The organism is Pedobacter sp. 22163, from assembly GCF_052045595.1.
Classification (GTDB): domain Bacteria; phylum Bacteroidota; class Bacteroidia; order Sphingobacteriales; family Sphingobacteriaceae; genus Pedobacter.
In genome coordinates this window covers 12,115-37,146 of sequence record NZ_JBQEPM010000008.1, presented here as the reverse complement: position 1 = coordinate 37,146, position 25,032 = coordinate 12,115, and the positions used below count along the sequence as shown (strand labels likewise).

The following is a 25,032-nucleotide window of genomic DNA, read 5'->3' as shown; positions in this document are numbered from 1 at the left end:
AATAAATGCATAATTTACCGTCATCAATTTTATTCTAAAAATTGAGTTAAAAAGGCTGTCCCAAACGCTTGTTTAAATAAAAAAACGAACAAAACATTACATGAAGATATCAAACATACAAGTATTAAGAGGGCCGAACATATGGTCAATTAGCCGAAAAAAATTGATCCAGATGCGTTTAGATCTGGAAGATTTAGAGCAAAAACCAACCAATGTAATAGAAGGATTTAGCGAAAGGATTGAGAAACTCTTGCCTAGCATGTTTACACACCGTTGTTCTAAGGGGGTTGAAGGAGGTTTTTTCACCCGGGTAAAAGAAGGCACGTGGATGGGGCATGTAATTGAGCATATTGCTTTGGAAATCCAAACATTGGCCGGAATGGAAACTGGTTTTGGCAGAACACGCCAAACTAAAACTGAAGGTATTTACAATGTTGTATTCAGTTATCTGGAAGAAAAGGTTGGTGTTTATGCTGCTGAAGCTGCAGTTAAAATTGCCGAAGCCCTGATTAATAACGAAGAGTACGATTTGGAGCACGATATCCGAAGGATGAAGGAAATACGTGAGCTGGAAGCTTTGGGGCCAAGTACAGGATCTATTGTGGAGGAAGCCGTAAGTAGAAGTATTCCATGGATCAGATTGAATAAAAGCTCTTTGGTGCAATTGGGATACGGTAAAAATCAGGTACGTTTTAGGGCTACCATGACCGAAAAAACCAGCAGTATAGCCGTAGATATTGCCAGCAACAAGGAAGAAACCAAACGTTTGCTTACCGAAGCTGCCATCCCGGTAGCCTCTGGAGTAACGATTTCAAATCCTGATGACCTGGAAGCATCGGTTAAAAAAGTGGGTTTTCCACTCGTTTTTAAACCACTTGATGGCAACCACGGTAAAGGTGCCACCATCAACGTGAAAACAATGGAGGATGCGGTTGCGGCTTTTGAATATGCCAAAACCTACTCGAGAAAGGTTATTATAGAAAAATTTATTACCGGATACGATTTTCGTGTGTTGGTAATTGATCATAAAGTTATTGCTGCCGCACAACGCGATCCTGCGCACGTTAAGGGGAATGGAATTCATACGATCCAAGAATTAATCGATAAGGAGAATGAAGATCCACGCCGTGGTTATGGTCATGAAAATGTGCTAACAGAAATTGCTGTTGACCGGGATACTTTGGATCTACTGGCCAAAAAAGAATATACCTTAGAAACTATTCCCGAAAAGGGAGAAGTGGTTTATCTAAAATCTACTGCAAATTTAAGTACAGGCGGAACATCTATTGATGTAACTGACATTGTACATCCACAGAATATTTTTATATGTGAAAGGATTTCGAGGGTAATCGGATTGGACATCTGCGGTATCGATATCATGGCGCAGAACCTTACCCAACCCTTAACCGAAAACGGAGGTGTGGTTTTGGAAGTTAATGCAGCACCAGGATTCAGGATGCACCTTGCACCAAGCGAAGGCTTGCCTAGAAACGTAGCTGCATCGGTTATTGATATGCTGTATCCGCAGGGAAAATTATCACAGATCCCGATTATTGCTGTAACCGGAACAAACGGAAAAACTACTACTACACGGTTAATTGCGCACATTATCAGAAGTAATGGTAAACGTGTAGGTTTTACCACCAGTGATGGTGTGTATGTGCACAACACGATGCTAATGAAAGGCGATACCACTGGGCCGGTAAGTGCTGAGTTCATTTTAAAAGATCCGACAGTTGAATTTGCGGTACTAGAAACCGCACGTGGTGGAATTTTAAGAGCAGGACTGGGATTTAATGCATGTGATATTGGCGTAATAACCAATATCCAGGAAGATCACCTGGGTATATCTGATATCCATAATCTTGATGATCTGACACGTGTTAAAGCGGTTGTGATTGGGGCGGTACGCCGTAAAGGTTGGGCAGTATTGAATGCCGACAATGGTTATTGCGTTCGCATTGGCAAAGATGCGCGCTGTAATGTTGCTTATTTTAGTATGGATGAAAATAACCCTGTGATTAAAGAGCATTGCAGAAAAGGTGGAATTGCCGCCATTTATGAAAACGGATACATTACCATTAAAACAGGCGACTGGAAATTAAGGGTAGATAAAGCCACGCACATTCCTTTAACTTTCGGCGGTTCTGTGAATTTTATGATTCAGAATGTGCTTGCGGCAACGCTGGCCACCTATTTATGGGGTTATAAACCTGAAGATATCCGTTTATCGTTAGAAACATTTATACCTTCTGCAGCACATACCCCAGGAAGGATGAATATTTTTAGGTTTAAAGATTTTAAAGTACTGGTCGATTTTGCGCACAATCCTGATGGATTTAACGGCGTAAAAGGTTTCTTACAAGGTGTAGAGACCACCGAACATGTAGGTATTATTTCGGCAACAGGCGATAGAAGAGATGAGGATATTATCGAAACAGCCCGCATTTCTGCTCAGATGTTTGATAAAATTTATATTTGTCAGGAGAAATATCTGCGTGGCAGACAACAACAAGAACTGGTTGATCTGCTGGTAAAAGGCATTAAGGAAGTTGATCCTGATAAAGAAATTATCATCAACAATAAAAGCACGGAATGTTTGCAGATCGCAATCGAAACTGCTAAAAAAGGCTCTTATTTAACGATTCTAAGTAACACGATCGACAATACGATCCAACGTGTTACTGAACATTTAGATAGGGAATTGGAAGCGTAATTCTTAACTGATTTAGTTCCTAAGAGATCGTCACCCTGACCTGTAGCGCAGCGGAAAGCTACGCAGTAAACCGAGCCTTAAGCGAGCTCACCGAAGGTAATTTATTTCAGGGTCTTTAAAAAAAGATGCTGACCACGTAGTAGTTACAAGACGATTAAAAATGCTAATCTACTTGTAAACAAGTTCAGCATGACGGAAATATAAAAAAACCTCCTCCGATAATAAATCGAAGGAGGTTTTTCTGTTTTATATCTCAGTTACTTATGCCTGAGCATCACGTAATCTTTTAATTTCATCATGCGATACTCTTAACGATGCTTTTTGATCAGAGATTAAATCTCTGATATTTGAAGGAAGATCTTCTTCCTCTAATGCCATTTTATATGCATTTTGTGCTGCATCTTCTCCAAACTCACAGTTGTTTAAAACAGTTTTACGGTCGTGGCCGGTAAATAATGCCTTAACATCCATCCATGCCCTGTAAATTTTTCCCGAGTTTGTTGTTCCGGTTTCAATGTCCTCACCCAATGCAGCTACCTCTGCAGCCAAAGCCATTTTATATTTTTGACTCTCGGCGATCATATTTAAAAATAGCGTTTTCAGATCGGCATCTCCATCCTTTAATTCTTGACGGGCTTTTTCATAACCTTCAATACGATCGTTATTAATTTGAACCAGATCGTTTAATACCTCTGCTGTTGCTGTTGTCGTTTTCATGTCTTTTATTTTTATAGTTTCGATGTATAAAAGCAACATGCTCAATTAAAAAAAGGTTTGTCATTTTTTTTAATTGCTTACAACAGTTAGCTATATCAGCTGATTATTTCTTTGAAAAGTATTGTGCCAGCTTTTCTTTTACAAAGCGCCTAACACGGGTTACCATATTGCCTTTCCGTTTAATCAAAAAGCTTTTGATGGCCTTATATGCGATAGGGTCTTCGGCTATTGTGGTCGGAAATTCGACAATAGGTTTGGGGTTGATAACCACGTTATAAATATCATTTATTCCTGAATGCACGCCAGTGCCATCATGGCCAATATTATTAACGAGTGATTGCGATGGGTTAAGTGTTAAACCTCCTTTTAAAAAGATAGAAGCATACCATCTAATGGCCCAGCTATTGTTTTTTCCTTTCTTAAACGCTAACATCTGCTTCCAAAAGTTCATTTTATTATCGATGGAAAATGCAGCTCTTTTCTTTTTATCAAACTGTTTTATAAGGATGTCGATATCCGGTTCGAAGTTTTTCCATGCCCTTCCCCATGTGGCCCAGCCCCAACTTGTGGCTGCCCTGTAGAAAAACGATTGCGAAAGGTTATCTAACTTTAAGGGATACATATAGGCCCCTATATGCATTACTCTTTCCTCTTCGCGGTAATGGTTTAAAGCATTGTTGAAATAGGCTAAAGTATGGGGAGAGGTAACCAGGTCATCTTCAAAAACAATTACCTGATCGTATTCTGCTATTAATTGGGTTACACCTGCAATTACCGAATTGGCTAAGCCAGCATTAGCTCTACTTTCGATTACTTTAACCGATTTAAAACCATCTGCTTTTTTGATGATTTTTCTTACAGCAGCAACTTTTTCTTTATCCTGGTCTGTTTTGGCACCATCAGAAAAGATATGCAAATGGCTCTGTGCTGCCAATTCATTTTGTTGCAGGAATTGTAACGTACGCTCGGTGTGCTGCGGACGGTTGTATACGAAAAGTGCTATTGGGGCAAGGTTTTGCATTTTTGTTTTACGATTGAAGCTTTATAGGGTTAACCATAATAATGAGTTGGCTACACCTTTCACCATATAAGAAATTTAAGGTTCATATAAGTTAAAGCAAAAATATACTAATAAATTGATTCATATATCTCGTTTACGTATGTTTTTTGCCCTTCTGAAAAGATATGCAAACAATTAAAATTTATCATCAGTCCAAGAGGCAATTTTAGTAGTTTCATATAAGTTAACAGTTGGGCTATATGGATTGGTGCAACGTTTTCAATAGCTTTAAATTCAACGACTAGGGAGTTTTCAATTAATAAATCACACCTTAGTTCTGAATCAATTATTAATCCTTTATAATCTATTGGGATGGTTAACTCAGATTTGAAATTAATATTTCTGATTTTTAGCTCGTGAATCATGCATTTATGATAAGTGCATTCTAAAAGCCCTGGACCCAATGTTCTGTGAACCTCAATAGCTGCTCCGTTTACCTTGTAAACCAAGTCCTTTAAATAATTTCTAGTTAATAACATTCCTTTTTTATATTTATTAAATATTTAATTAGGGATGTACTTTTAACAGAATTTAATTTCTATTGCAATATATTAAATTAAAGTTTGGCGAAAGAGCGATACACTTATATTTTCTTCTATTCCTTATATGGTTATGGTCAGAATAAAATTCCAATTATTAAGATAACAGTATATCGAGTTACAATTTCACCATATAAAAAGTTTAAGGTTCATATAAGCTTGGATATATCTTGCATTCTATATATCCATTTAATTACCTAAAATATATGTAGATTATGGTCAGATTTTTTGGTTAACACGGTATAGGCATTGGAAAACTGTTCTTGCTTTTTCTTCCCAAACAAATTGCCCAAGGTTTTTTTAATCCGGTATTCCAGTTCAATTTTTAAGTTTTTAGCCAATGTTTTAGGTGCTTTTTTATTGATAAATTCATTAAACTTTACCGTTTCTGGTGCAGTCATCGAAACTTTATCTTCCAGGATTTCTAAACCCTCACTCTGCAGTAAAAACCTCAAGGAAGTTGGGGTATACATGTTAATGTGTCCATAATCCAGAAAATGATTCATTCTTTGGTCTACACCAAAACGATAATCTTTAGGTACTTCTACTACAATATATTTTGCTACCCTTTTCAATTCACGGATCAGGATCCTTTCGTGTTCTACATGTTCTAGAACGTGCGCAAGAATAATCAGATCAAAAGCATCATCTTCATAAGGGATTTTATACCCATCAAAAGTTTGTGCTTCTTTTAAACTGGCCAGGTTGCGGTCTTTTATAATATCGACACCACTCTGTGCAATTTCTAAAGCATACAGCTCTGGTGCGAAATGCCATTCATTTAAAAAATGTAAAATACTGCCATCTCCGGCACCAACCTCAAGCACTTTTTTAGGCTTTAACCCTTTACAAACATCAACAATGTTCTGTGCTTTATATTTTGCGCCAAGCATTCTCCATGCTACATCGTTATTGGTATAAAAATTATCGTAGGCTGTTTTTACTTCTTCGCTTAACATTGGGCTTTGTATTGTTAATTGCGATAAAAATAGTTAAAATTAGCAAATACCATCTATGCATACAGAAAACAGTTCATCTGGTAATGCCAAGGTTGCTAGGGACTGCATAAAACTTAAATGATTATATTTCTTTAAAATGATGGATTAAACTCCTTTATAATTACTTTCAATTACATTTCCGCTGAAAATATCTTTTAACGGAAATGCTACAATACAAACAGCAATCTTTTACTGTAGCACCATAATGCTTCCATTATAAACAGAATTATATTTATCCTTAAGTTCAATAACGTAGTAATACACGCCAACAAGCACTAGCTTACCTTTATTCGTTCCGTCCCAAGCTGCCAAAGTATTTGTGTTTTGATACATCAGCACCCCGTACCTGTTGTAAACCGATATTTTAGAACCAGGATAATTTAAAATGTTTCCAATGTTCCAGCTATCGTTAATGCCATCGCCATTTGGTGAAAAGCTTTTCGGAATATCTATTGTGTTTAAAACAATTACCTCTATCGGAATTGATTTACTGCAATTAAGTCCATAATTAATTTTTAATGTATAAGTGGTATTTTCTCTCGGACTGGCATCGGGGCTTAAGCTATACTGATTTTTCAAACCAGTTTTGGGTAACCATTCGAAAGTGTAGGGTTCGTCCCCTAAATCTGTAATTACATTTAAATTAACCACTTTACCATAATCTATGGTGAGCTTGGCAGGGGCGGTTACAGAAATGTCACGGTATGAAATGATTTCCACTTCATCTTTAGTAGTTGTATTACAATTATTGTTTGCAATTTCCCACTGAAGAACAACCTGTTGACCGGATGGAAGATTATTGATAACAGCATTAGGATTATTAATATTTGCAGCAGTAAATGGATTAAAATTTACGGGCGAAATAACAGACCAAGTGCCCACTTCGTTCCCGCCAGGTTTATTTCCGCTTAAAACAATAAATGATTTTCCACATAAACTCAGATTTTCTCCGGCATCGGCAATGGTTGGTAGTGGATTTAAAGTAATTTTTAATACGTTACTTAGTGATACACAGGAATTACTATACGTTGTTCTTCTAAAATAACCTGTTTGTGTTAGGCTATTCAATACAATATCTTTCCCAGTTTCGCTACCGATAATACTCCAGTTTTCCCCATCATTGCTCAATTCCCACGCATAACTTACGGCTATGTCAGCTGCCCCAGTGGGATCTGAACCCATAATGCTGAGCGGTACTGTTGGCTTGCCGCAATAATTTAAAGTTTCGGTACTAATGATGTTATTTCGCGTATGTGGAGAAGTGCTTATCTCATATTTTGAGTCGAAATAGCTTGTACCTCCCGTGGTAATCATCCTTCTGTAAAGCATAATGATGGGCGTGTTTTCAAAATGCTCAATGGTTTTTAAAGAAAAATCTGCATTGTTACCGTTCTGGATATTTACCCAGGTTCCAAAATCAAAAAATTGCCATTGAATAACTGGGCTGCTTCCAATAAAAGCTTCTCCTGTAAGCTGCACTGTTTCGCCTGAACAAATTGCAAGTTTAGTTGTTTTATCAATACCGATTCTAATATCTTTCTCAATAACACAGCTATTTCCATAGGTAATTTTGAGGTGGTAGACCGTTGTTTTATCAGGTTTCGACGTAGGCGTTAATACATCAGGATGATCAAGACCGGTGCTTGGGCTCCATGTAAATGTGTAGTTATTAATAACAGGCGTTATTGTGGCAGGAATTTTTACCGATTGACCTTCGCTAATGGTTATATTACTGGGTAAAGTTAAAATGGCCTCACTGTAATTGTGGATGGTAATAGTAGATGACGAGGATGTTGAGCATATATTCTGGCTGATTGTCCATTTTAAAACCACATCAACATCAGCTGGTATATTGGTAATCTGCAGGCTAGGATTATGTTCATTAACAGCATTAAAAGGATGATAACTTGCCGGGCTTACCACCTGCCAGGTACCAGTTTCGTTCATGGCAACCGCATTTGCATTTAAGGTAACCATATCGTTATTGCAAAGGGCAATATTATTGCCAGCAATCGAAGCCGTAACCTGTGGTTGAACTTCAATTTTTAATGTATTGCTATAACTAATGCAACTTGCAGAGAAAGTAAGTCGTTTAAAATATTTGGTTTTGGCAACGCTAACCGAAAGGTCTATCCCTGTTGCGTTATTTATATCCCGCCACGTTAACTCATCATCACTTTCCTGCCATTTATAAACCGCGGTTTCATTTTCTGCACCTTGTGGAACTGTTCCGGTGATTACCACATTGGATGCACCACTACATAGCACATTTTCCGTTGTGCTGATTAAATTATTAGTGGTTGCAGGATGGATTATAATATTTATGTCCGGTTCAATAAGTTCGGTATTTGCGGTAAACACCTTCCGTCTAAACTGATAGGTTATATCCTGATTGGTAAAATTGGTAAGCCCTTTCAGTTCATAATCGATACTCGCACTAGCGTTGGGTGCAGCTATCCAATTGCCAGCCGGATCTTTAATCTGCCATAAGTAGGTGTATGATGGCCTGGTATTGGCCGCAACACCTACCAAAATCTGCGTAGCCCCTGAGCAGATTGTTATTTCGTTTGTTTCTTCTGCCTGTACGGTAACCAACCAGGTATAATCCTGGCAGTTGGATGTAATGATATATTTCTGTGGCTGGGTAAAATTGTTGGCTACGCCCGATAATGGTGCAACAACGCCTATATCGGTTGTTAACGTTGGTTTAAGTGCCGTAACATTGGTTCCGGCCCTTACCTTAATGGTTATCGTTTTATCCTGTGTGTTTATTAATGCAGGTGCTGTTTGTTCTGCTAGCTCAAAGGAAATAATGTTTGCATCACCGGTAAACTTAATCTGGTTATATTTTGAGATGTAACCATCTGATGTCCCATTTTTTGCAGTAATCTTTAATTCGCATATTCCGGGATTAAAATCTACAGTGCTACAAAATGAGCCGCCAAGCAAAACATTTTTTTTCGAATCAACTGCAATTTTATGTCCGAAGTTGCCCGAGCAGCTACTGCCAAAATTAAATGCCCATACATATTTGCCCGTTCCTGTATATTTTCCAAAAAATGTATCCCTTACACCGTGGAAGGTTAGTGTTTTATTTAAACTGGCATCACCAAAAATCAGGGTTCCATCAAAGTAACCTCCAATGTATACGTTGTCATCTATATCAGCGGTAATATAATAACTGTAAGGCGTTGAGCTGTTGCCGCCGATGTTTTTGCCCCATAATGCTGCACCTGCGGAACTGTACTTTCCAACGAACAGATTTTTCCCTCCCGTTGATGTTAAGGCAACATTGTTTGTGGGAGAACTGAGGGTTACCGTACCACTATAAACACCGGTTAAGTAAATATCGTTGTTTGGGCCTGAGGCTAAAGATGATACAACAGCAGTAGCCCCATCAATTTTGTCGGACCATATTAGCTGACCAGTTCCTGTGTATTTTGCAATAAAGTAATTTGGTGAAGTGCCGGTAATATTGTTGGCCGGACCTTTGGGATTTAAATCGATGCCGGACGAAAAATATCCCATTATAATAATCTCGTTGTTGGTATTGGTTATTACATGCCGGATCTCATCTGTACCGAATGAACCGAAACCATAAGCCCATTGAATATTTCCATTTTTGTCATATTTGACCATAAAGCCATCCAAACCTCCTTTGGGTAGCAGGTTAAAACCGCCAAGGCTTATATTAGATGAATAGGAGCCTACAAATATAACATTACCCAAACGATCAGCGGCAACAACATGCCCATATTCGGTAGATGAGCCACCAACATTTTTTGCCCATTTAAAATTGCCATCCAAATCTAACTTTACAATAAAAGCATCATTTCCGCCAGCATTGTTAAGATTGAAGGTGCCTGATCCTGGATCACAATCCATGCTAAATGAACTAAACTGGCCGCCAAAAATTACATTTGATTCATCATCAACTGTTAAATTATTCACCTGGTCAAGCTCTGACCCACCAATGCTTTTTGCCCAGATTAATTTTCCATCAGGTGTATACTTAGCAATAAAAACATCATAATCACCGTTCGATGTCAGACTAACCGGAGCAGAAATGCCCGATAAATCTACAGTGATCGTACTTCTAAAGTTTCCAGCAATGTAAACATTATCAAATTTATCAACAGCAACGCCGCTCACCTTACTTTCCCCAAAACCGCCAATATCTTTAACCCAATCTGGAATGGGCTGCTGTTGTGCAAAACTGTTAGAAGGAAGGATAAAAAATGCTAAAAGATATAATAACCTGTAAAATAGCCGAATTTTATTGTGCATTATAAGAGCGGTAAAACAGTGTGTTTAGATTCTGTAAAAAATAAAAATAATACAAATCTACAACTAATTAAAATAGCAGGTTAATTATCGCTTAATGATTTTTTTTGTTGATTTTTCTTACTGCAGTAAATTTTTCTTTATCCAGATCGGTTTTGGCACCATCAGAAAAAATATACAAATTGCTTTGTGCTGCCCAACTCATTTTGTTGCAGAATTGTAATGTACGCTCGGTATGCTGCGGACGATTGCATGCGAAAAGTTCTATTGGGCAAGGCCTTGTATTTTTATATTTTATAAATAAGCGGGCCAGGTATTTTTTACCATATAAGATGTTTAAGGTCTATATAAGTTTGGATATATCTTGCCCTCTGTATTCACATTTAATCACCTCAAGTACTTTTTTAGGTTTAGTCCTTTGCATACATCAACGATGTTCTGGGCTTTATATTTTGCATCCAGCATTCTCCAGGCCACATCGCTATTGCTATAAAAATTATCGTAGGCCGTTTTTACTTCTTCGCTTAACATATAAGTTATTATGCATAAATATAACTTTTGAGAAATAAATACCTATCACTAATAATAAATCAGAAATATAAAAGTTTTATGCTGTCTATACATTAACGTGTTATTAATAATACTTTAACGTAAAAAAAATTTGTATTGATGTAAAACTTTAGTTTATTTGTATGTAGATTTTCGCAGCATAATGTTTTCTTAAAAAACAGTATACGTTTGTAATCTGATTAATTAAAATAAAGAAAAACTAAAAATTCTTCTGATGCTAAAATGAATGCTCAGTAGATATAATTATCTATAAATCTAAATTAACCATTATGAAAAACAGAAAAATGATTGTGAGGTTGCTCATGATCTCCGCTATTTCTATCTCAATTTTCGCCTGTAAAAAAGGAGAAAGTAATGTTAGCCAGGAGGAAGTAAAAAAAACAGATGCTGTTTACTCCTACATTAGAAGCCTAGGTTTCCCAGCATCAGCTATTAAAGATCTCGGCAAAGAATATCTTGTAGAAGAAGATATTGCCTTCTCAAAGGATATGATTATCCCTTCAACTTCAGGGCCAAAAACAGAACAGTATTATACTGGAAATCTCGTGAGTTCTGCTAACAGAACCAATATCAGAATTTATGTTGATGCATCTATGGCATCTTTAAGTGCGGAAGTCAATTCTGCAGTTAATCAATGGAATACAGTACCAAGTTCTAACATTCATTTTAATCTTGTAACAAGTGGTAGTTATGATATCCTAATTATGGATGAAAATTTAGGAAATGGTTATTGCGGTGTTGCCCGTTTTCCTATTAATGGAAATGCCGGAGGATTAATCAAGATTAACAAGACTTATATCTCTGGAAATAGTTTTGACCAGAGACAGCGGACAATTGCCCATGAAATAGGCCATTGCGTTGGATTCAGGCACACAAATTGGTCCGCAAATGGCGAACCACAAAACGGTACTGATGATATTGGAACTCCAGCAAGTGCGATAGACGTTCCGAATGTTGGTGGCACAGATCCATCCTCTATAATGAATGGAGGTCAATGTGGTATCGGTGCTGCTTATTTCTCAGTTAAAGATAAACAAGCTATTGCTTCATTATATCCTGTAGTAACTTCAGGTCCATCAGGAACATTAACCACAATGGCGGGGATAGACATAGGCGTAGATGATGGTGTATATTTTTGGGGTTTATCTGGTTTAGTTACAAAAGGTAATTCTACATCAATAAATGGCCCTACTCAGCAATATTTTCTGCCTTCCGGTAAAAACTTCAGTGATGTTATCGATATGGCTATTTCTAATGCTGGCCGTGGTTACGTTTGGTACAAAGATGGTACAATGTCTGTAGGCCAAAGTATTGGTAACTTTGGAGATTATATTCTCCCTAAAAGTTATGTCCTTCCTGCTGGCAAAACACCTCTGGATATTGTTGGGATTGCAATTTTAAAATCTAACGATCACTGTTTTGCATTTTATAGTGATGGTACATTTTCTGAAGGAAACTCCACAGACCTTGGTGCATATGTTGGGCTTCAAAATTATGCACTTCCTCCAGGAAAAAATTATAATGAAATCGTTGATATAGGTATTGCAGCTAGTTCAGGGTGGTTTTATGCATGGTATTCTGATAATAAAATGTCTGTTGGAACATCAACTGATTTAAACTATTGGATCCCACTAAAATCTATGGATTAAATCATTGATTTTTTTCAGTAACATATCTTATTCAAAGATAAAATAGTGCAAAGTTTAATTAAACGAATGAACTCGATGTATTTCGGGTTCATTCTGTTAAGTTTATGTAGATACTAATCGAGGTATAAAAAAGTTATAAGTTAATTGAAAAGGTTATACTTATATTATAGAACGCACACCTAACCATGAAAAGCTAGGATTTAGTAATTTTTAAGCAGTATTTAAAGCATAATGCTTTTTTAGTATCAAAAATTTAGGGCTTTCGACATGCCACCACTGACGTTATTTAACAATCAGTACTTTAGCTGCTTATGTGTCCAGATCCAGTTAAGCCCATAGCACAGTATCCTCATTCTACTTAAATGCGGCCTAACAAATTTTTCGGACTCCACATTCCTCGCCCTGCTGCTGGCTTTGAAAGAAAAATTTTCATTCGGCGTTTTTTTGGTTCTTTTTGACGGCAAAAAGAAGAAGTCCATCGGCAGCGTCGAGCCGAGGCAAGCTACTTGCCGTAAGGGCAAAGAAATCAATATACGCCACTCATATTTATTTTTAAGAATAAATTATCCCTCAGATCGGCATAGTAATTATTTTTTATTAAATTTTAAACAGGCTCTTAGTTTATATTTATATTTTTATCCATGATTAAATCAATAAAAAAAGCACTATTAAAATACTTACCTGTTAATTATTTCGCCTACAGTAAATCATACTCACAAGATGGTGAGGACATGATACTTAAAGCGATTTATGAGCAGAAAAAAGGGTATAAAGGCTTCTTTGTAGATGTTGGCGCACATCATCCCGTAAGATATTCCAATACCAATTACTTTTATAAACGTGGATGGAAGGGGATTAACATTGAACCTACACCATCGGCTATTGGCGCTTTTAATACCTTTAGAAAAAGAGACATTAATTTAAATATTGGTATAGGTCCGGAAAAAACCAAACTTAAGTTCTACTGTTTTAACGAGCCTGCATTGAATAGTTTTTCTGAAGAGGTTTCTAAAAGGATCGACGCCGAATCCGCTAAATATAAAATTATAAAAGAACTTGATATTGATGTACTGCCTTTGGGTGATGTTTTGGATCAACATCTGCCAGCCAATACCACTATCGATTTTTTGAGTATTGATGTGGAAGGTTTGGATTACCAGGTTTTACTTTCCAATAACTGGGATAAGTATAAACCAAGTGTTATTTTGGTAGAAGAGAATGTTAATGTTGATGAGCTGAATAATTCGCCGATATACAAATTTCTAAAGGATAAGGGTTACGCCTTTTTTGCAAAAACCTTACGCACCTGCGTTTATCGCCTATAATTATTTGTTAAATATTTTTTGGAACGCGGTAATAAGGAACAGTGATTTTAACATCATCAAGCCTTGTTGCCGCGTTTTTTTGAATAGCAAAATAAAAAAAGTAGAACAGAAATAAGCAATTACCGTAGCTATAGCCGTACCGATCATACCCATTTTTGGGATCAGCATTAAGTTTAATACAATATTAACGGCTGCTCCAAAACCCGTACGGATAAAGGTAAGACGGCTAAATCCCTCCGCAATCAGATACTGACCACTCGCTACACCTAAGAAAACAAAAATGCTCCCCCATACATGTAAGGCTAACGCTGGCGCGGCAAATGCGAATTCAGGGTTATATAACCTATAAATATAGGGTGCAGCAAAAGTTACAAATAAGGCAAATGCAAGACTTAGCCAGGCCATTAAATCGTATAAATTTTGAAGCCTTTTTTGATAACGTTCAGGGCTATCTCTTCTTGCATTTAGGATGGCGGGGAAAAGCGAACTTACAATTGCCACAGGTACAAAGTTTAAGGCTTCGCTTAAGCTAACCGCGGTTGCATAGGCACCAGCCTCTGCAGTTCCCTTTTGCCCCATAATTTCTTTCAACATCAGCAGATCTATTTTCATGTAAACCGAAACCATGATCCCCGAAATAATTAATGGCCACGAAAAATGGAGCAATTTGAGCGCTAATTCTTTATTAAAAGACCATTTAAAAATGTTTCTGCCCTTCCGCTGGTAAACGTAAAAATAACCTATTGATAGCAGGGCGGTATCAAAAAGAAATGAATACACGAAATAGATCAGGTTAGCAGAAAATACAATCAGCGCAATTTTGGTAAGCGCTGATATGACATTTCCAACAATCTGTACCTGCATAATGTATTTCGACTGTACTTCGGACTGGAAATAAGAATCGATTACGGTTAAAGATTGAAATAAGCCCGTAAAAGATAATATTAAAATAATATGATATGGAATATCAGAAAGCGGGCGGATGGTCCAGGCTAAAAAAATAGCAGGTATGCAGACCAGACCAGCAATAACCTTTAATAAAAATGCAGTTCCTAATATGGTATCTCTATTTCCTGGAAACTGATGAAGCTCTTTTACGATGAACTGATCGAGGCCAAGGCCTGCAATAGATGCAAAAAGATAGGTATATGTAATTGCACTTGTTAAAATACCATTGTTAAAGGCAAGCAGGTAGTTGGCTACCATAATGCTAACAGCCATTTTAATAGCCAAACTGCCAACTCTGCCCAGCATTAACAACCCCGTATTTTTTAAATACTTGTTAAATGCTTCTTCGTTAAAACCTTTTATGGCGGGTAATTTCATTAACGCAAAGATGTAAAAAAATGTGCGTTAAGTTAGGTGCTGAAAATTCAAAATATTAAGTACACAATATATACTATTATTTCCCTTCGCTTTTGGTCTCCAGTGTTTTTGTTTCTGAAGTTTTAGTTTCAGGAGCTGGTAGAGGAACTGTATTTACAGCTTGGGCAGGCTTGCTATTTAAAGGCGCGCCAACAGCAATATCACAGCGATGGTTGGGCTGGCCGTGAGGTGGGTTCAAACCCTTTCCTGTTTTTATCGCTACAGTCTGCTTTACTGCAGGCTGTGTGGTAACTACTTGTGTTGGCTTGCTGTCCAGCGGTGCGCCAATAGCAATATCGCATCTGTGGCCGGGCTCTCCGTGTTTAGGATTAAGTTTTTTGCCTGATGTATTTACTGCAACGGGAGGCGCCGGAACAGTTACTGGTGGTGAACCAGCACTTTTTTGTGGTTGAACGGCAGCTGTTTGATGTAAGGGCGCGCCAACTGCTAAAGCACAGGTATGGCCGGCATCGCCATGTGGCGGATTGAAAATAAGGTTAGTTTTAGCATTTTGCGCTGCGGGTTGAACAGCGTTACTTTTTTGAAGTCCCTGTATTCCTGTAGGTGTTGGGATAACCGCTTGAGCAGTTTCTTTCTTTTCGCTATTACAGGCGCAAAGTACGGTTAAGGCAAACAGATAAAAAGCATGTTTCATGGCGCTGAATTTAATTTATCCAAATATGGCGAAATTAATTTATGTCTAAAAACTCTCTTCTATCCTTTCTAACTGCTTGAGGTGATGTTTTAAATGAATTTCGATAAACCTTAGCCATTGCCTGGCATTTAAGTATCCTAGTCGTGGGTGTTTAGTTTTGCAATCGGCTTTTGCATGGGCAATTATGGTATAATTATCGTCAAGACCTTTTTCAAACTCTAAAATAAAATCGAGCGCTTCTGTTTTGCTGATTTTTTTAACACGCTCGGCCAGTCTTTTCGGAACTTTATATTTTTTTGACGGCGGCAGGCTGCCTAAAAGCAAAATCAGTTTTACGATAAAATGTGTGGGCTTGTTTTCGCCTTTACCACTTGCTGCGCGTTCGAGTGCAATTAACGAGAGCAGGCTTGAATCGAAAATATGCGAATATACTTCGCTGTAACTCCATCCGGCAATGGGTGGCGTGGTTTGAAAAATATCCTCAGAATAGTGAGATAATTTCGATTTATAGGCATCGACAATTTTATGTATCGATGCCTTTATTTTTGCAGCCGTCATTTAATAAAGATAAGTTGAATTACTGTTTCTCCAAATATTTTAAGAAGTCGTCTTTATAGTTGAAAAATTCGAATGTTTCGGCGATTGTAAAATAATTTTGTGGATCTACAACCGTTTGATAGAGGTTTTTGGCAGTTTTTAAACGTTCAGTATCGAAAGTAAATGCTTTGAGTATGAGTTTGCATTGACTACTGGAAAATGAAGCTTTCTTATTTACAGCGTTGATGAGTCCCACCCTTTCATTATCAAAACTTGATTTTTTATAGCTGGTATAAAATTCTTGAAAAGCTTCAGGCGATAATAGCCTATAGTTTAGGTCAGCTAGAGTTGGTTGAATAGGCCCCGTATTGAGATCTCCCATATAATCATAAAAGTCATCAAGAGCGTATTGATTGTTGCGAAACAGGCTAAGTTGTTTAATTACATTCAGCCTGCCGTTATCGTACCCTAAAATGAGACGCTCCTGTGCATTTACGTTAATCTGCTCTCTTAGGATTAATCTATCGCCCTGCATTATAGACAGCTCGGGTTTAGAATTATGTACATCGTAAAAACGAAATCTGCCCGTAGCTGATCCCACTACTTCATCGTCTAAATATACTGTATACTTACCTGGTTTGGTAATTTGCAGAAATACTTCGGCTGTACTACGGTTGTTTTGAGCGAAACTTAGGGTAGCAAAAAGCATTGCCAATCCTAAAAAGATGGTTTTCTTCATTTTAATTAAGGTTTCATTTGTGTGTGTGTTATGCTAACACCAAACGAATGCCAAAACCAAACAAAAAAGGATTAAAACTAAAAAAGTTTCAATAATTCTTCGAGATGTACAATTTCTTTCTGCACATCATTAGGTTTTTCTTTTTGTAAAGGATTGAAAAATATAGCCTCCATACCAAAATTTAAAGCACCATAAATATCAGCTTCAAGACTATCGCCAATCATAATGCTTTCAGCCTTTAAGGCTTTGGCCTTATCTAAGGCATATTCGAAAATAATTGGATTGGGTTTGTTTACACCCACATCTTCTGAGATAATTATATTTTCGAAATATGGGTTAAGATTGGAAAGGTTCATTTTGGTTAAGGTTGTTTCCTTAAAGCCATTAGAAATAATATGCAGGGTATATTTTTGCTGTAGGTAGCCCAAAACATTTTCTGCCCCATCGAACAAATTGGTTTTGGTGGGTGAGATACTTACATAATCGTCCTCAAATTGATGAGGTACCGCATCAGGATGAATACCTAATTGAATGAATGTTTTGTTGAAACGTTCCGATCTTAAAAAATCTTTGGTAATTTTTCCCAAATGGTAATCGGCCCAGAGCTGATGATTGTTTTCGGTATATGTTGTAATAAAGTCCGCACACGATTTTAAGCCAAGTTCCTCTAATTTATAGGTTTGGTATAGCTCATTTAATGTTTCTTCGGCATTACGGTCAAAATCCCAAATGGTGTGGTCAAGGTCGAAGAAAATGTGCTTTTTCATCATTATATATATTAGCTGCAACGGTGATGAAGCTATCAGATTTTTCTAATCCCCTACGTGATTTGAAAAATCATGATGGTTTCATGAGTGATTATTTTCACAAAGGTAGCCTAATGATTTTTGATTTATAAATAATCGGCAACTCTTGCATTTAGTTCTTCAATAAGTTCTTCATCCATATACTGATAATCATCCGGGATATGAAGCGTAATAATTTCCTTATCAGCGGTTTCTTCAGGGAAACGTTCAATGATCCTTTGTTTGTGCTTTTTCTCCATCACAAAGATGAGATCGGCCCAGATGATTAGTTTTTCATTGATTTTAATCCTGGCCGATGGCGCTGTTCCTGCTGACCTTACCTGATGATCGGGATGGGTTTTGTAGATATTTTCGGCAGTGGCACTACGCCATTTATTTCTGCTGCATATAAAGAGGATGTTCACTGACTCTGGACTTAAGACTAAGGACTTTGGACTAAAAACTAAACCTTCTCTCCGTAGGCCAGATCGCCAGCATCGCCAAGTCCAGGTACGATATAAGATTTACTGGTCATTTCTTCGTCGATTGCTCCAAGCCAAAGTTTTGCTTTTGGCAGATTAGCACGTACATGTGCAACACCTTCTGTACTGGCTATTGCGGCAACGATATGAAGTTCTGCAATTTTGTAGCGGTTAATCAGTTCTTTACAGCACATCACCATGCTTTGTCCGGTTGCCAACATTGGGTCGGCCATAATCAAAACTTTTCCTTCTAAATCCGGGGTAGAAATGTAGTCCATCTGAATCACAAAATCGCCACTTTTCTTTACTTTTCGGTAAGCAGAAATAAAACAGCATTCGGCTTTGTCGAAGATGTTAAGCAAGCCTTGTTGAAGTGGCAACCCAGCCCGGAGTATAGTAGCTAAAACAGGCTGCTGAGTTAAAACCTCACAAGGCGATACACCTAAAGGCGTTACGATTTCCTGAATGGTATATGCTAATGATTTGCTGATTTCGTAGGCAAAAAACTCACCAAGCCTTTCCATGTTTTTACGGAAACGCATCGGATCTTTTTGGATGTTCTCATCCCGAAGTTCGGCAATAAAGGTATTGGCGATAGATTTTGTCTTGCTTACATCAAAAATCATAATGCTTCCGGTATCTTACAGGTTTATTCAAGTGGGACGTTTAATTACTAAAATTAGCAATTTTAAGCCGGATAAGTTAAATTAAAATCAATTTCCGGCGTATTCGAGCATTTCTTTAAACAGCAATTTTAGTTTTTTGTATTTTGCATTTGAAGATAGACTTTTCAGGCTCCAACTGCTATAAAAGGTGCCATTTACCACCTTTACTGCATCGATATATTGGTGTATTGTTTTAGTGGCTGCCTCATGTGTTAAAAACTGAAGGATATAATCGGTGAAGCAATAAGAATTAACGATTAAAGGGGTTACTTTTTCGAGCTGAAGATCGTACCAGTTAAATGGCGTACAGGTTCCGGCCCTAAAGCCTGGTACATTACTATAACCCATAGAATAATCGGAAGTAATACCGGAATTAAGAATATTTAAGTAACAAATGGGGAATTTTAATATTTCTAACTGCTGACTGCTTACGGGCGCAGGATTTGGGTTGATTTTTTTGAGCTTAACCAGGCCTTCTTTAATCTCGAGCATTTTTTGCTTGTCGCTGGCACAAGGTCTTAATAGTCCAACTGATTGATTACTGAGTATTTTTGAAATGCCATTTATCCTGATGTAATTTATCGGCACGTCAGGGAAATCGACAAAATAAAGAGGATTACTTTTTTTTGAAGAAAATAACTGGTTTACCTCATCTAAAACCTGCTCATTATTAATCCCTACCCCTGTTAACCGGTCAAATTTCGAGCTCAGGTAATTGTTTTCTTTTTTAAAGATGGCACTGAAAATAAATTTGGTCCTATTTAATAATCCCTCAGGTAGGTTGGGCAAAATATTAAAGTGAACGGTTGGCTGGTGCTGAAAATTCTTTTCGTGGAACTTAAAATGTGGATGCTTTTTTTTGATCAGACTTTTAATGATCAATGCCCATTCATCAATAACCGGTTTATCTAAAATCTTCCATTTATGCTGATGGCTTTTTGATGGCCTAAATTCCTCTTCGTTTTTTTTTGGATAAAAATATTCCTCATAACGGCTTAGTATAAAAAATGAGGCAGCAAAAACATCAAATGGCAGGGCTGATTGTGCAACCGGGAAAGGAGCCTGATATTCGCCAAAAAGAATGGTTTTTGGCTTAATTTCTTCTAATTTGTTGGAGAAGAGTAAAGCGGTACGTTTAAAAAAAAGTTCATCACCTAATGGTTCCTCACCATAACTGATTTTAATGTGCTCGTTTTGTAGAAAATATTGGCTATTGCCCGTAAATTCCAATTCTGCTTTAAGAATATCTTTAAAAATAAAGTTAAAGATATATTTTATCCGAGGCGTTAATATATTAGAGAAGATGATTAGATGCATAACTTATTTTAACAACACGGTATTTAAAAAAAGATTACAAGAAATATTTCTCAGCAGATATTAACTTAGATAATATTGCCTTCTAAAATTAACGGTAATTTAACATTGAGCCGTAATTTAATACAAAAATTACAATTAAAAGTTTGCTGTGAACTTTTTTTCAGGGTAAAGGATTTTTGTGCTTTTACGGATAGGAGCTTTTACAATATGTACAATGCTCATCTGATCGTCAAACATATCATATAAAATAGTGTTGCTCACCTCAACAGATTTTACAGACGGAATTTTCTCCACCTCAAGATAAATATTGGTAGCTTCATGATCAATCTCAAATCCGATATAGTTCATTGAAGCCGCTTTGCCATTGGCTTTTAATTGTAAATGAGAAAGCAGGTATTTTTTTACCAATTCATCCATTGCCTTCTTCATATTCGGATTGCTCAGATCGGTTTTCTGTTTATATAATCTGGCTAAAATTGCTTCAAAGTCATCTGAAAAGATTTTACAGCTTACTTCTAAGGTTTTATCCTTTGCATTAAAGTTTACTTCAGTTGTGCTTACATGCAAAGGGTGTTTTATTCCTGCTCCAACAGAAAAAAAAGCAACACACAAAAGCAAAAAGCTATATTTTAATTTACGCATCAACATATTAAATCCTTCCTTAAAAGGGTAAAGTTAACACATAATTAGTCTACTTGTTAAATGTAATTATGGTGTTATGTCCACATTGTTCTAAATGTAAGTGCCTGAAATTTAAGCGGGCAAATATTCTGCTTAGTTTCTTATGGGATGGATGGACATGTGTAAGCTTAATATTAAAATTTTCATTGAGCCAGAAACTCATTTTAATGGCCAATTTTCTAAAACCTGATTCTTTTGCAAGTTCTTCACGAAGAAATTTCTCATTGTTAACTACAATAAAACCATACCCGTTTTCTTTGATTAAGTTGTAGATACAGTTTGCAAAACGGTAATCGTTAATGCAATAATACCAACATATTCGGTTAAAAATAATATCGAACTTGCCATGGGCTTCTTCTAAATAGCCCAATGAAAAATTTACGGTTACATTTTCATCCTTAGCTTTAGCTTTGGCTATTGTTAAATAATTCTGGCTAATGTCGTGCCAGGTTACTTTTGCGCCCCTCCTGGCAAATTCGATACTATATTGCCCGGGCCCGGCACCCAGATCAAGTAAAGTTTTGTTTTCGAAATCACCTAAGTGGGTTTTTATAAAATCTATTACCTTGCTGTCAATTTTTTTATATTCATTAGCCGCATATATTTCAGCAAAAGCTTTTGGAACAGGATCGAAACCTTTTTCTGGTTTTTGTAAATAATATTTTAGCCAAAGCATAGTGTTGAATAGAAGACAAATAGTTATAAGCACCAAGTTACCGTATTGGCTATGTACATTAAACAACAATTTTGTTTACAACTGTAAACTCAGTTGTTTGCGATAAAACTTCGCCAAAGCACTAAATAACTTAAAGAATAGTAACAAATTTGGTATTTAGGCTTTTGTTTACAAGATATTTGGGGTTTTTATAATTAAAAATATAATTTTAGCTATTGTAAACTATTTTATTCTCAATAGTTAGCTTATTATTCATGCCGTTACAAGATTTTATCTTTTATTTTAAATTGGGATGGGCACATATCATCAGTGCCGATGCTTTAGATCACCAGCTGTTTGTTTTGGCACTGGTTGCCATTTACAGTTATGTCAATTTAAAACAGGTGCTCATATTGGTTACGGCTTTTACCATTGGCCATTCCTTTACCTTACTTTTAAGTGTATTGGATATGATCAGGTTTGATAGCAGGTGGGTAGAATTTTTAATTCCCTGCACCATTGTAATTACCGCAGTCAGCAATTTGTTTAGAAAGAATTTCTCCTTAAAATCAATTAAGATCAATTATTTTTTGGCACTTGGCTTTGGTCTTATTCATGGAATGGGCTTCGCAAACTCCATCCGGATAATGCTGGCCAAAGATCAGAATATTGGCTGGGGCCTGTTTGGGTTTAATGTAGGCTTAGAAGCCGGACAGGTTTTTATGGTAATCATTATTCTTTTAATTACCTTCTTAATTTTTAATTATACCCGCATCAAACGCATGAGCTGGGTTTTATTTATATCAGCAGCCGTATTTAGCCTGGCTTTAAAAATGGCTTTAGAACGAATTCCTTTTTAATAAACCATATCATGAATAAACTATTTACTTTAACCGGCCTGCTGTTCTTTTCTGGTAGCTTGGCTATGGCCCAAAATACGCAGAATAACCCAGGGAGTAACCATGGGAATAAGTTTGAGCAGTTGGGTACCATTTTACCAACACCTAACGAACAACGTACAGCCAGCGGAGCGCCCGGTGTTAAATATTGGCAGCAACGTGCCGATTATAACATCAAATGCGAGCTGGATGAAAAAAATCTGTTGTTAACCGGATCTGAAACAATCACTTACACCAATAATTCTCCTGATCCGTTAACTTATATCTGGTTACAGCTTGATGAAAACGAGCATAGCACGGATAAAAATGCCAATTACCAGGATGCGACTAAAATGCCTGCTACCGGAACCACTAAAAATTTAGATCAGTTAAGTGCAACAGGAAATAATGGATATGGCATAAATATTACCAAATTAACCGATGCAACAGGTAAAAACTTACCCTATACGGTTAATAAAACCATGATGAGGGTAGATTTGCCCGTAGCGCTGAGAAGTGGACAAAAATTTATCTTCAATATCGATTGGAACTATAAAATTTCTGACCGGATGAGTGTTGGTGGCCGTGGAGGTTATGAGTTTTTTCCAACCGATGGGAACTACCTGTTTACCATGACCCAGTGGTACCCACGCTTATGTGTATATAGCGATTTTCAAGGGTGGCAGAACCATCAATTTACAGGTAGAGGTGAGTTTGCCTTAACCTTCGGCGATTTTAAAGTTCAAATGACTGTTCCGGCTGATCACCTGGTGGGTTCAACGGGGGAGTGTATCAATTATAGCGCTGTTTTAAATCCAACTCAATTAAGTAGGTATAATGCTGCTAAAACTGCTGCTGCTCCGGTAGAAATACAAACCTTGGCTGAAGCTAAACTGGCAGAAACCAAAAAATCTACAGCTAAAAAAACATGGGTTTTTAATGCGAACAATGTCCGCGATTTTGCTTGGACATCCTCACGGAAGTTTATCTGGGATGCGATGCCTCAAAAAATTCAGGCCAATAACAATACCGTAATGTGTATGAGTTTTTATGGAAAAGAAGCGTACAACCTTTACAGTAAGTTTTCTACCCGGGCGGTGGCACATACCATTAAAACCTATTCAGATTTCACCCTACCATATCCTTACCCTGTTGCACAAAGTATCGAAGCTGCAAATGGAATGGAATACCCAATGATCTGTTTTAACTATGGCCGTACAGATACCGACGGAACATACAGCGAAAGCACAAAAAATGGGATGTTAGGTGTAATTATTCATGAGGTTGGGCATAACTTCTTCCCGATGATCGTAAATAGTGATGAACGCCAGTGGACCTGGATGGATGAAGGACTAAATTCTTTTGTTGAGTATTTAACTGAAGAACTTTGGGACAACAAATTTCCAAGTAAAAAAGGACCGGCATATACCATTGTTGATTACATGAAACTGCCTAAAGATGAGCTGGAGCCAATTATGACCAACTCTGAAAATATTACCCGTTTCGGTCCGAATGCGTATTCGAAACCTGCTACCGGTTTAAATATCCTTCGCGAAACCATTATGGGAAGAGAACTTTTCGACTACGCATTTAAAGAATACTCGAGAAGATGGGCTTTTAAACATCCTGAACCTGCTGATCTTTTCCGTACCATGGAAGATGCCAGCGGCGAAGATTTAGATTGGTTTTGGAGAGGTTGGTTTTACGGGACCGATCCATGCGATATCTCTTTAGATAGCGTGAAATTTGCGAAAGCCGATTTTCCTAAAGATTTACCAGAAGCCAAATCGAAAATGGTTAAAATTGATAAACCCGCTGTTAATGCCTTTGAAGATATTTCAAAAATCAGGAATCGTGAGGATAAGAAAATTAATTTTTACGTAGATAAAACGCCTGCAGCACAAGATTTCTATTATAAATATGACAGGGGAATGGTTACAGTTGATACCACTGTTGCTACTAAAACAGAAACTGCCGCAGCACTAGAAGCTGTTCCGTCTGCAGAGCAGGACCAATATAGCAACAAATTTCTTTACGAACTGAGCTTTACCAACAAAGGTGGCTTGGTAATGCCTATCATTGTTGAGTTTACCTATAAAGATGGAACAAAAGAAATAGACCGTATTCCAGCTCAGATTTGGAGACATAACGAATTGAAGACAGCTAAGTTTTATGTTAAAAATAAAGAGGTAGCCTCTATTTTGATAGATCCGTTGCGTGAAACTGCAGATATCGACACCTCAAATAACACTTGGGGCGGTAAAGCAAAAGAAAGTAAGTTTAAGGTATATAAAACTAAAGTTGGTGGAGCCGTAAGAGGCCAATCGGTCGGTAAAAATCCAATGCAGGCCGCAGCGGGTAAATAGTAATACTAACCTTCATACCGGAAGATCGTCATTCCCAACTTGATTGGGA

At 37.2% G+C, this 25,032-nt stretch carries 21 protein-coding genes; 5 read left to right on the top strand and 16 right to left on the bottom strand.

All coding sequences use genetic code 11. The features are described from left to right. The first annotated feature begins 100 nt into the window (after positions 1-100). Positions 101-2,716: a cyanophycin synthetase gene (gene cphA / locus ACTJKN_RS19880; protein ID WP_440827495.1), complete on the top strand. Its 2,616-nt coding sequence runs from the start codon at positions 101-103 to the stop codon at positions 2,714-2,716. A 261-nt stretch (positions 2,717-2,977) separates the two neighbouring features. Here cphA and ACTJKN_RS19875 read toward each other — a convergent pair whose 3' ends face one another. From ACTJKN_RS19875 to ACTJKN_RS19850, 6 genes are all read right to left on the bottom strand, one after another. Further along, positions 2,978-3,433: a PA2169 family four-helix-bundle protein gene (locus ACTJKN_RS19875; RefSeq protein WP_131029501.1), complete on the bottom strand. Its 456-nt coding sequence runs from the start codon at positions 3,431-3,433 to the stop codon at positions 2,978-2,980. Between the two features lie 103 nt (positions 3,434-3,536). Further along, a complete protein-coding gene (locus tag ACTJKN_RS19870) occupies positions 3,537-4,454 on the bottom strand; it encodes a glycosyltransferase family 2 protein (RefSeq protein WP_440827494.1) in 918 nt (305 codons plus the stop codon). A gap of 107 nt (positions 4,455-4,561) precedes the next feature. Beyond that, a complete protein-coding gene (locus ACTJKN_RS19865) occupies positions 4,562-4,972 on the bottom strand; it encodes a GxxExxY protein (protein ID WP_440827493.1) in 411 nt (136 codons plus the stop codon). A 257-nt stretch (positions 4,973-5,229) separates the two neighbouring features. Beyond that, positions 5,230-5,991 carry a class I SAM-dependent methyltransferase gene (locus ACTJKN_RS19860; RefSeq protein ID WP_440827492.1) on the bottom strand — a complete coding sequence of 254 codons (762 nt, stop codon included), beginning with the start codon at positions 5,989-5,991 and terminating at the stop codon, positions 5,230-5,232. 228 nt (positions 5,992-6,219) lie between these two features. Continuing rightward, positions 6,220-10,317 carry a gliding motility-associated C-terminal domain-containing protein gene (locus ACTJKN_RS19855; RefSeq protein WP_440827491.1) on the bottom strand — a complete coding sequence of 1,366 codons (4,098 nt, stop codon included), beginning with the start codon at positions 10,315-10,317 and terminating at the stop codon, positions 6,220-6,222. A 384-nt stretch (positions 10,318-10,701) separates the two neighbouring features. Further along, positions 10,702-10,845 (bottom strand): hypothetical protein, encoded by a 144-nt coding sequence (locus ACTJKN_RS19850; protein ID WP_440827490.1) that lies wholly within the window; start codon positions 10,843-10,845, stop codon positions 10,702-10,704. A gap of 308 nt (positions 10,846-11,153) precedes the next feature. On the opposite strand from ACTJKN_RS19850, the gene ACTJKN_RS19845 reads away from it, so the two are divergent. Continuing rightward, positions 11,154-12,533, top strand: a complete 1,380-nt coding sequence (locus ACTJKN_RS19845) for a M57 family metalloprotease (RefSeq protein ID WP_440827489.1) — start codon at positions 11,154-11,156, stop codon at positions 12,531-12,533. A gap of 641 nt (positions 12,534-13,174) precedes the next feature. Further along, a complete protein-coding gene (locus tag ACTJKN_RS19840) occupies positions 13,175-13,858 on the top strand; it encodes an FkbM family methyltransferase (RefSeq protein WP_440827488.1) in 684 nt (227 codons plus the stop codon). Here the strand turns inward: ACTJKN_RS19840 and ACTJKN_RS19835 are convergent, their stop codons facing one another. The 10 genes from ACTJKN_RS19835 to ACTJKN_RS19790 all read right to left on the bottom strand — a co-directional run bounded on the left by ACTJKN_RS19835 (position 13,859) and on the right by ACTJKN_RS19790 (position 21,760). Then, on the bottom strand, positions 13,859-15,184 hold the full coding sequence (locus ACTJKN_RS19835) for a flippase (protein ID WP_440827487.1): 1,326 nt from the start codon (positions 15,182-15,184) through the stop codon (positions 13,859-13,861). 76 nt (positions 15,185-15,260) lie between these two features. Further along, positions 15,261-15,878, bottom strand: a complete 618-nt coding sequence (locus tag ACTJKN_RS19830; RefSeq protein WP_440827486.1) for a hypothetical protein — start codon at positions 15,876-15,878, stop codon at positions 15,261-15,263. Positions 15,879-15,923: 45 nt separating this feature from the next. Next, positions 15,924-16,436, bottom strand: coding sequence for a hypothetical protein (locus ACTJKN_RS19825; RefSeq protein ID WP_440827485.1), 513 nt, complete (start codon positions 16,434-16,436; stop codon positions 15,924-15,926). 19 nt (positions 16,437-16,455) lie between these two features. Continuing rightward, positions 16,456-17,154, bottom strand: coding sequence for a DUF4476 domain-containing protein (locus tag ACTJKN_RS19820; protein ID WP_440827484.1), 699 nt, complete (start codon positions 17,152-17,154; stop codon positions 16,456-16,458). A 77-nt stretch (positions 17,155-17,231) separates the two neighbouring features. Then, a complete protein-coding gene (locus tag ACTJKN_RS19815; protein WP_440827483.1) occupies positions 17,232-17,921 on the bottom strand; it encodes a YjjG family noncanonical pyrimidine nucleotidase in 690 nt (229 codons plus the stop codon). Between the two features lie 125 nt (positions 17,922-18,046). Beyond that, positions 18,047-18,364, bottom strand: a complete 318-nt coding sequence (locus tag ACTJKN_RS19810; protein ID WP_440827482.1) for a low molecular weight protein tyrosine phosphatase family protein — start codon at positions 18,362-18,364, stop codon at positions 18,047-18,049. A gap of 38 nt (positions 18,365-18,402) precedes the next feature. Then, a complete protein-coding gene (upp, locus tag ACTJKN_RS19805) occupies positions 18,403-19,047 on the bottom strand; it encodes a uracil phosphoribosyltransferase (RefSeq protein ID WP_440827481.1) in 645 nt (214 codons plus the stop codon). An 87-nt stretch (positions 19,048-19,134) separates the two neighbouring features. Continuing rightward, a complete protein-coding gene (locus tag ACTJKN_RS19800) occupies positions 19,135-20,403 on the bottom strand; it encodes a DUF7033 domain-containing protein (protein ID WP_440827480.1) in 1,269 nt (422 codons plus the stop codon). Positions 20,404-20,538: 135 nt separating this feature from the next. Then, positions 20,539-21,045 (bottom strand): DUF6702 family protein, encoded by a 507-nt coding sequence (locus ACTJKN_RS19795; protein WP_440827479.1) that lies wholly within the window; start codon positions 21,043-21,045, stop codon positions 20,539-20,541. 49 nt (positions 21,046-21,094) lie between these two features. Beyond that, positions 21,095-21,760 (bottom strand): class I SAM-dependent methyltransferase, encoded by a 666-nt coding sequence (locus ACTJKN_RS19790; RefSeq protein ID WP_440827478.1) that lies wholly within the window; start codon positions 21,758-21,760, stop codon positions 21,095-21,097. Positions 21,761-22,014: 254 nt separating this feature from the next. Here ACTJKN_RS19790 and ACTJKN_RS19785 point away from each other — a divergent pair, with 254 nt between their 5' ends. Together ACTJKN_RS19785 and ACTJKN_RS19780 are read left to right on the top strand one after the other, a co-directional pair. Next, positions 22,015-22,599, top strand: coding sequence for a HupE/UreJ family protein (locus ACTJKN_RS19785; protein ID WP_440827477.1), 585 nt, complete (start codon positions 22,015-22,017; stop codon positions 22,597-22,599). Positions 22,600-22,610: 11 nt separating this feature from the next. Then, a complete protein-coding gene (locus tag ACTJKN_RS19780; protein ID WP_440827476.1) occupies positions 22,611-24,983 on the top strand; it encodes a M1 family metallopeptidase in 2,373 nt (790 codons plus the stop codon). Positions 24,984-25,032 lie beyond the last annotated feature (49 nt).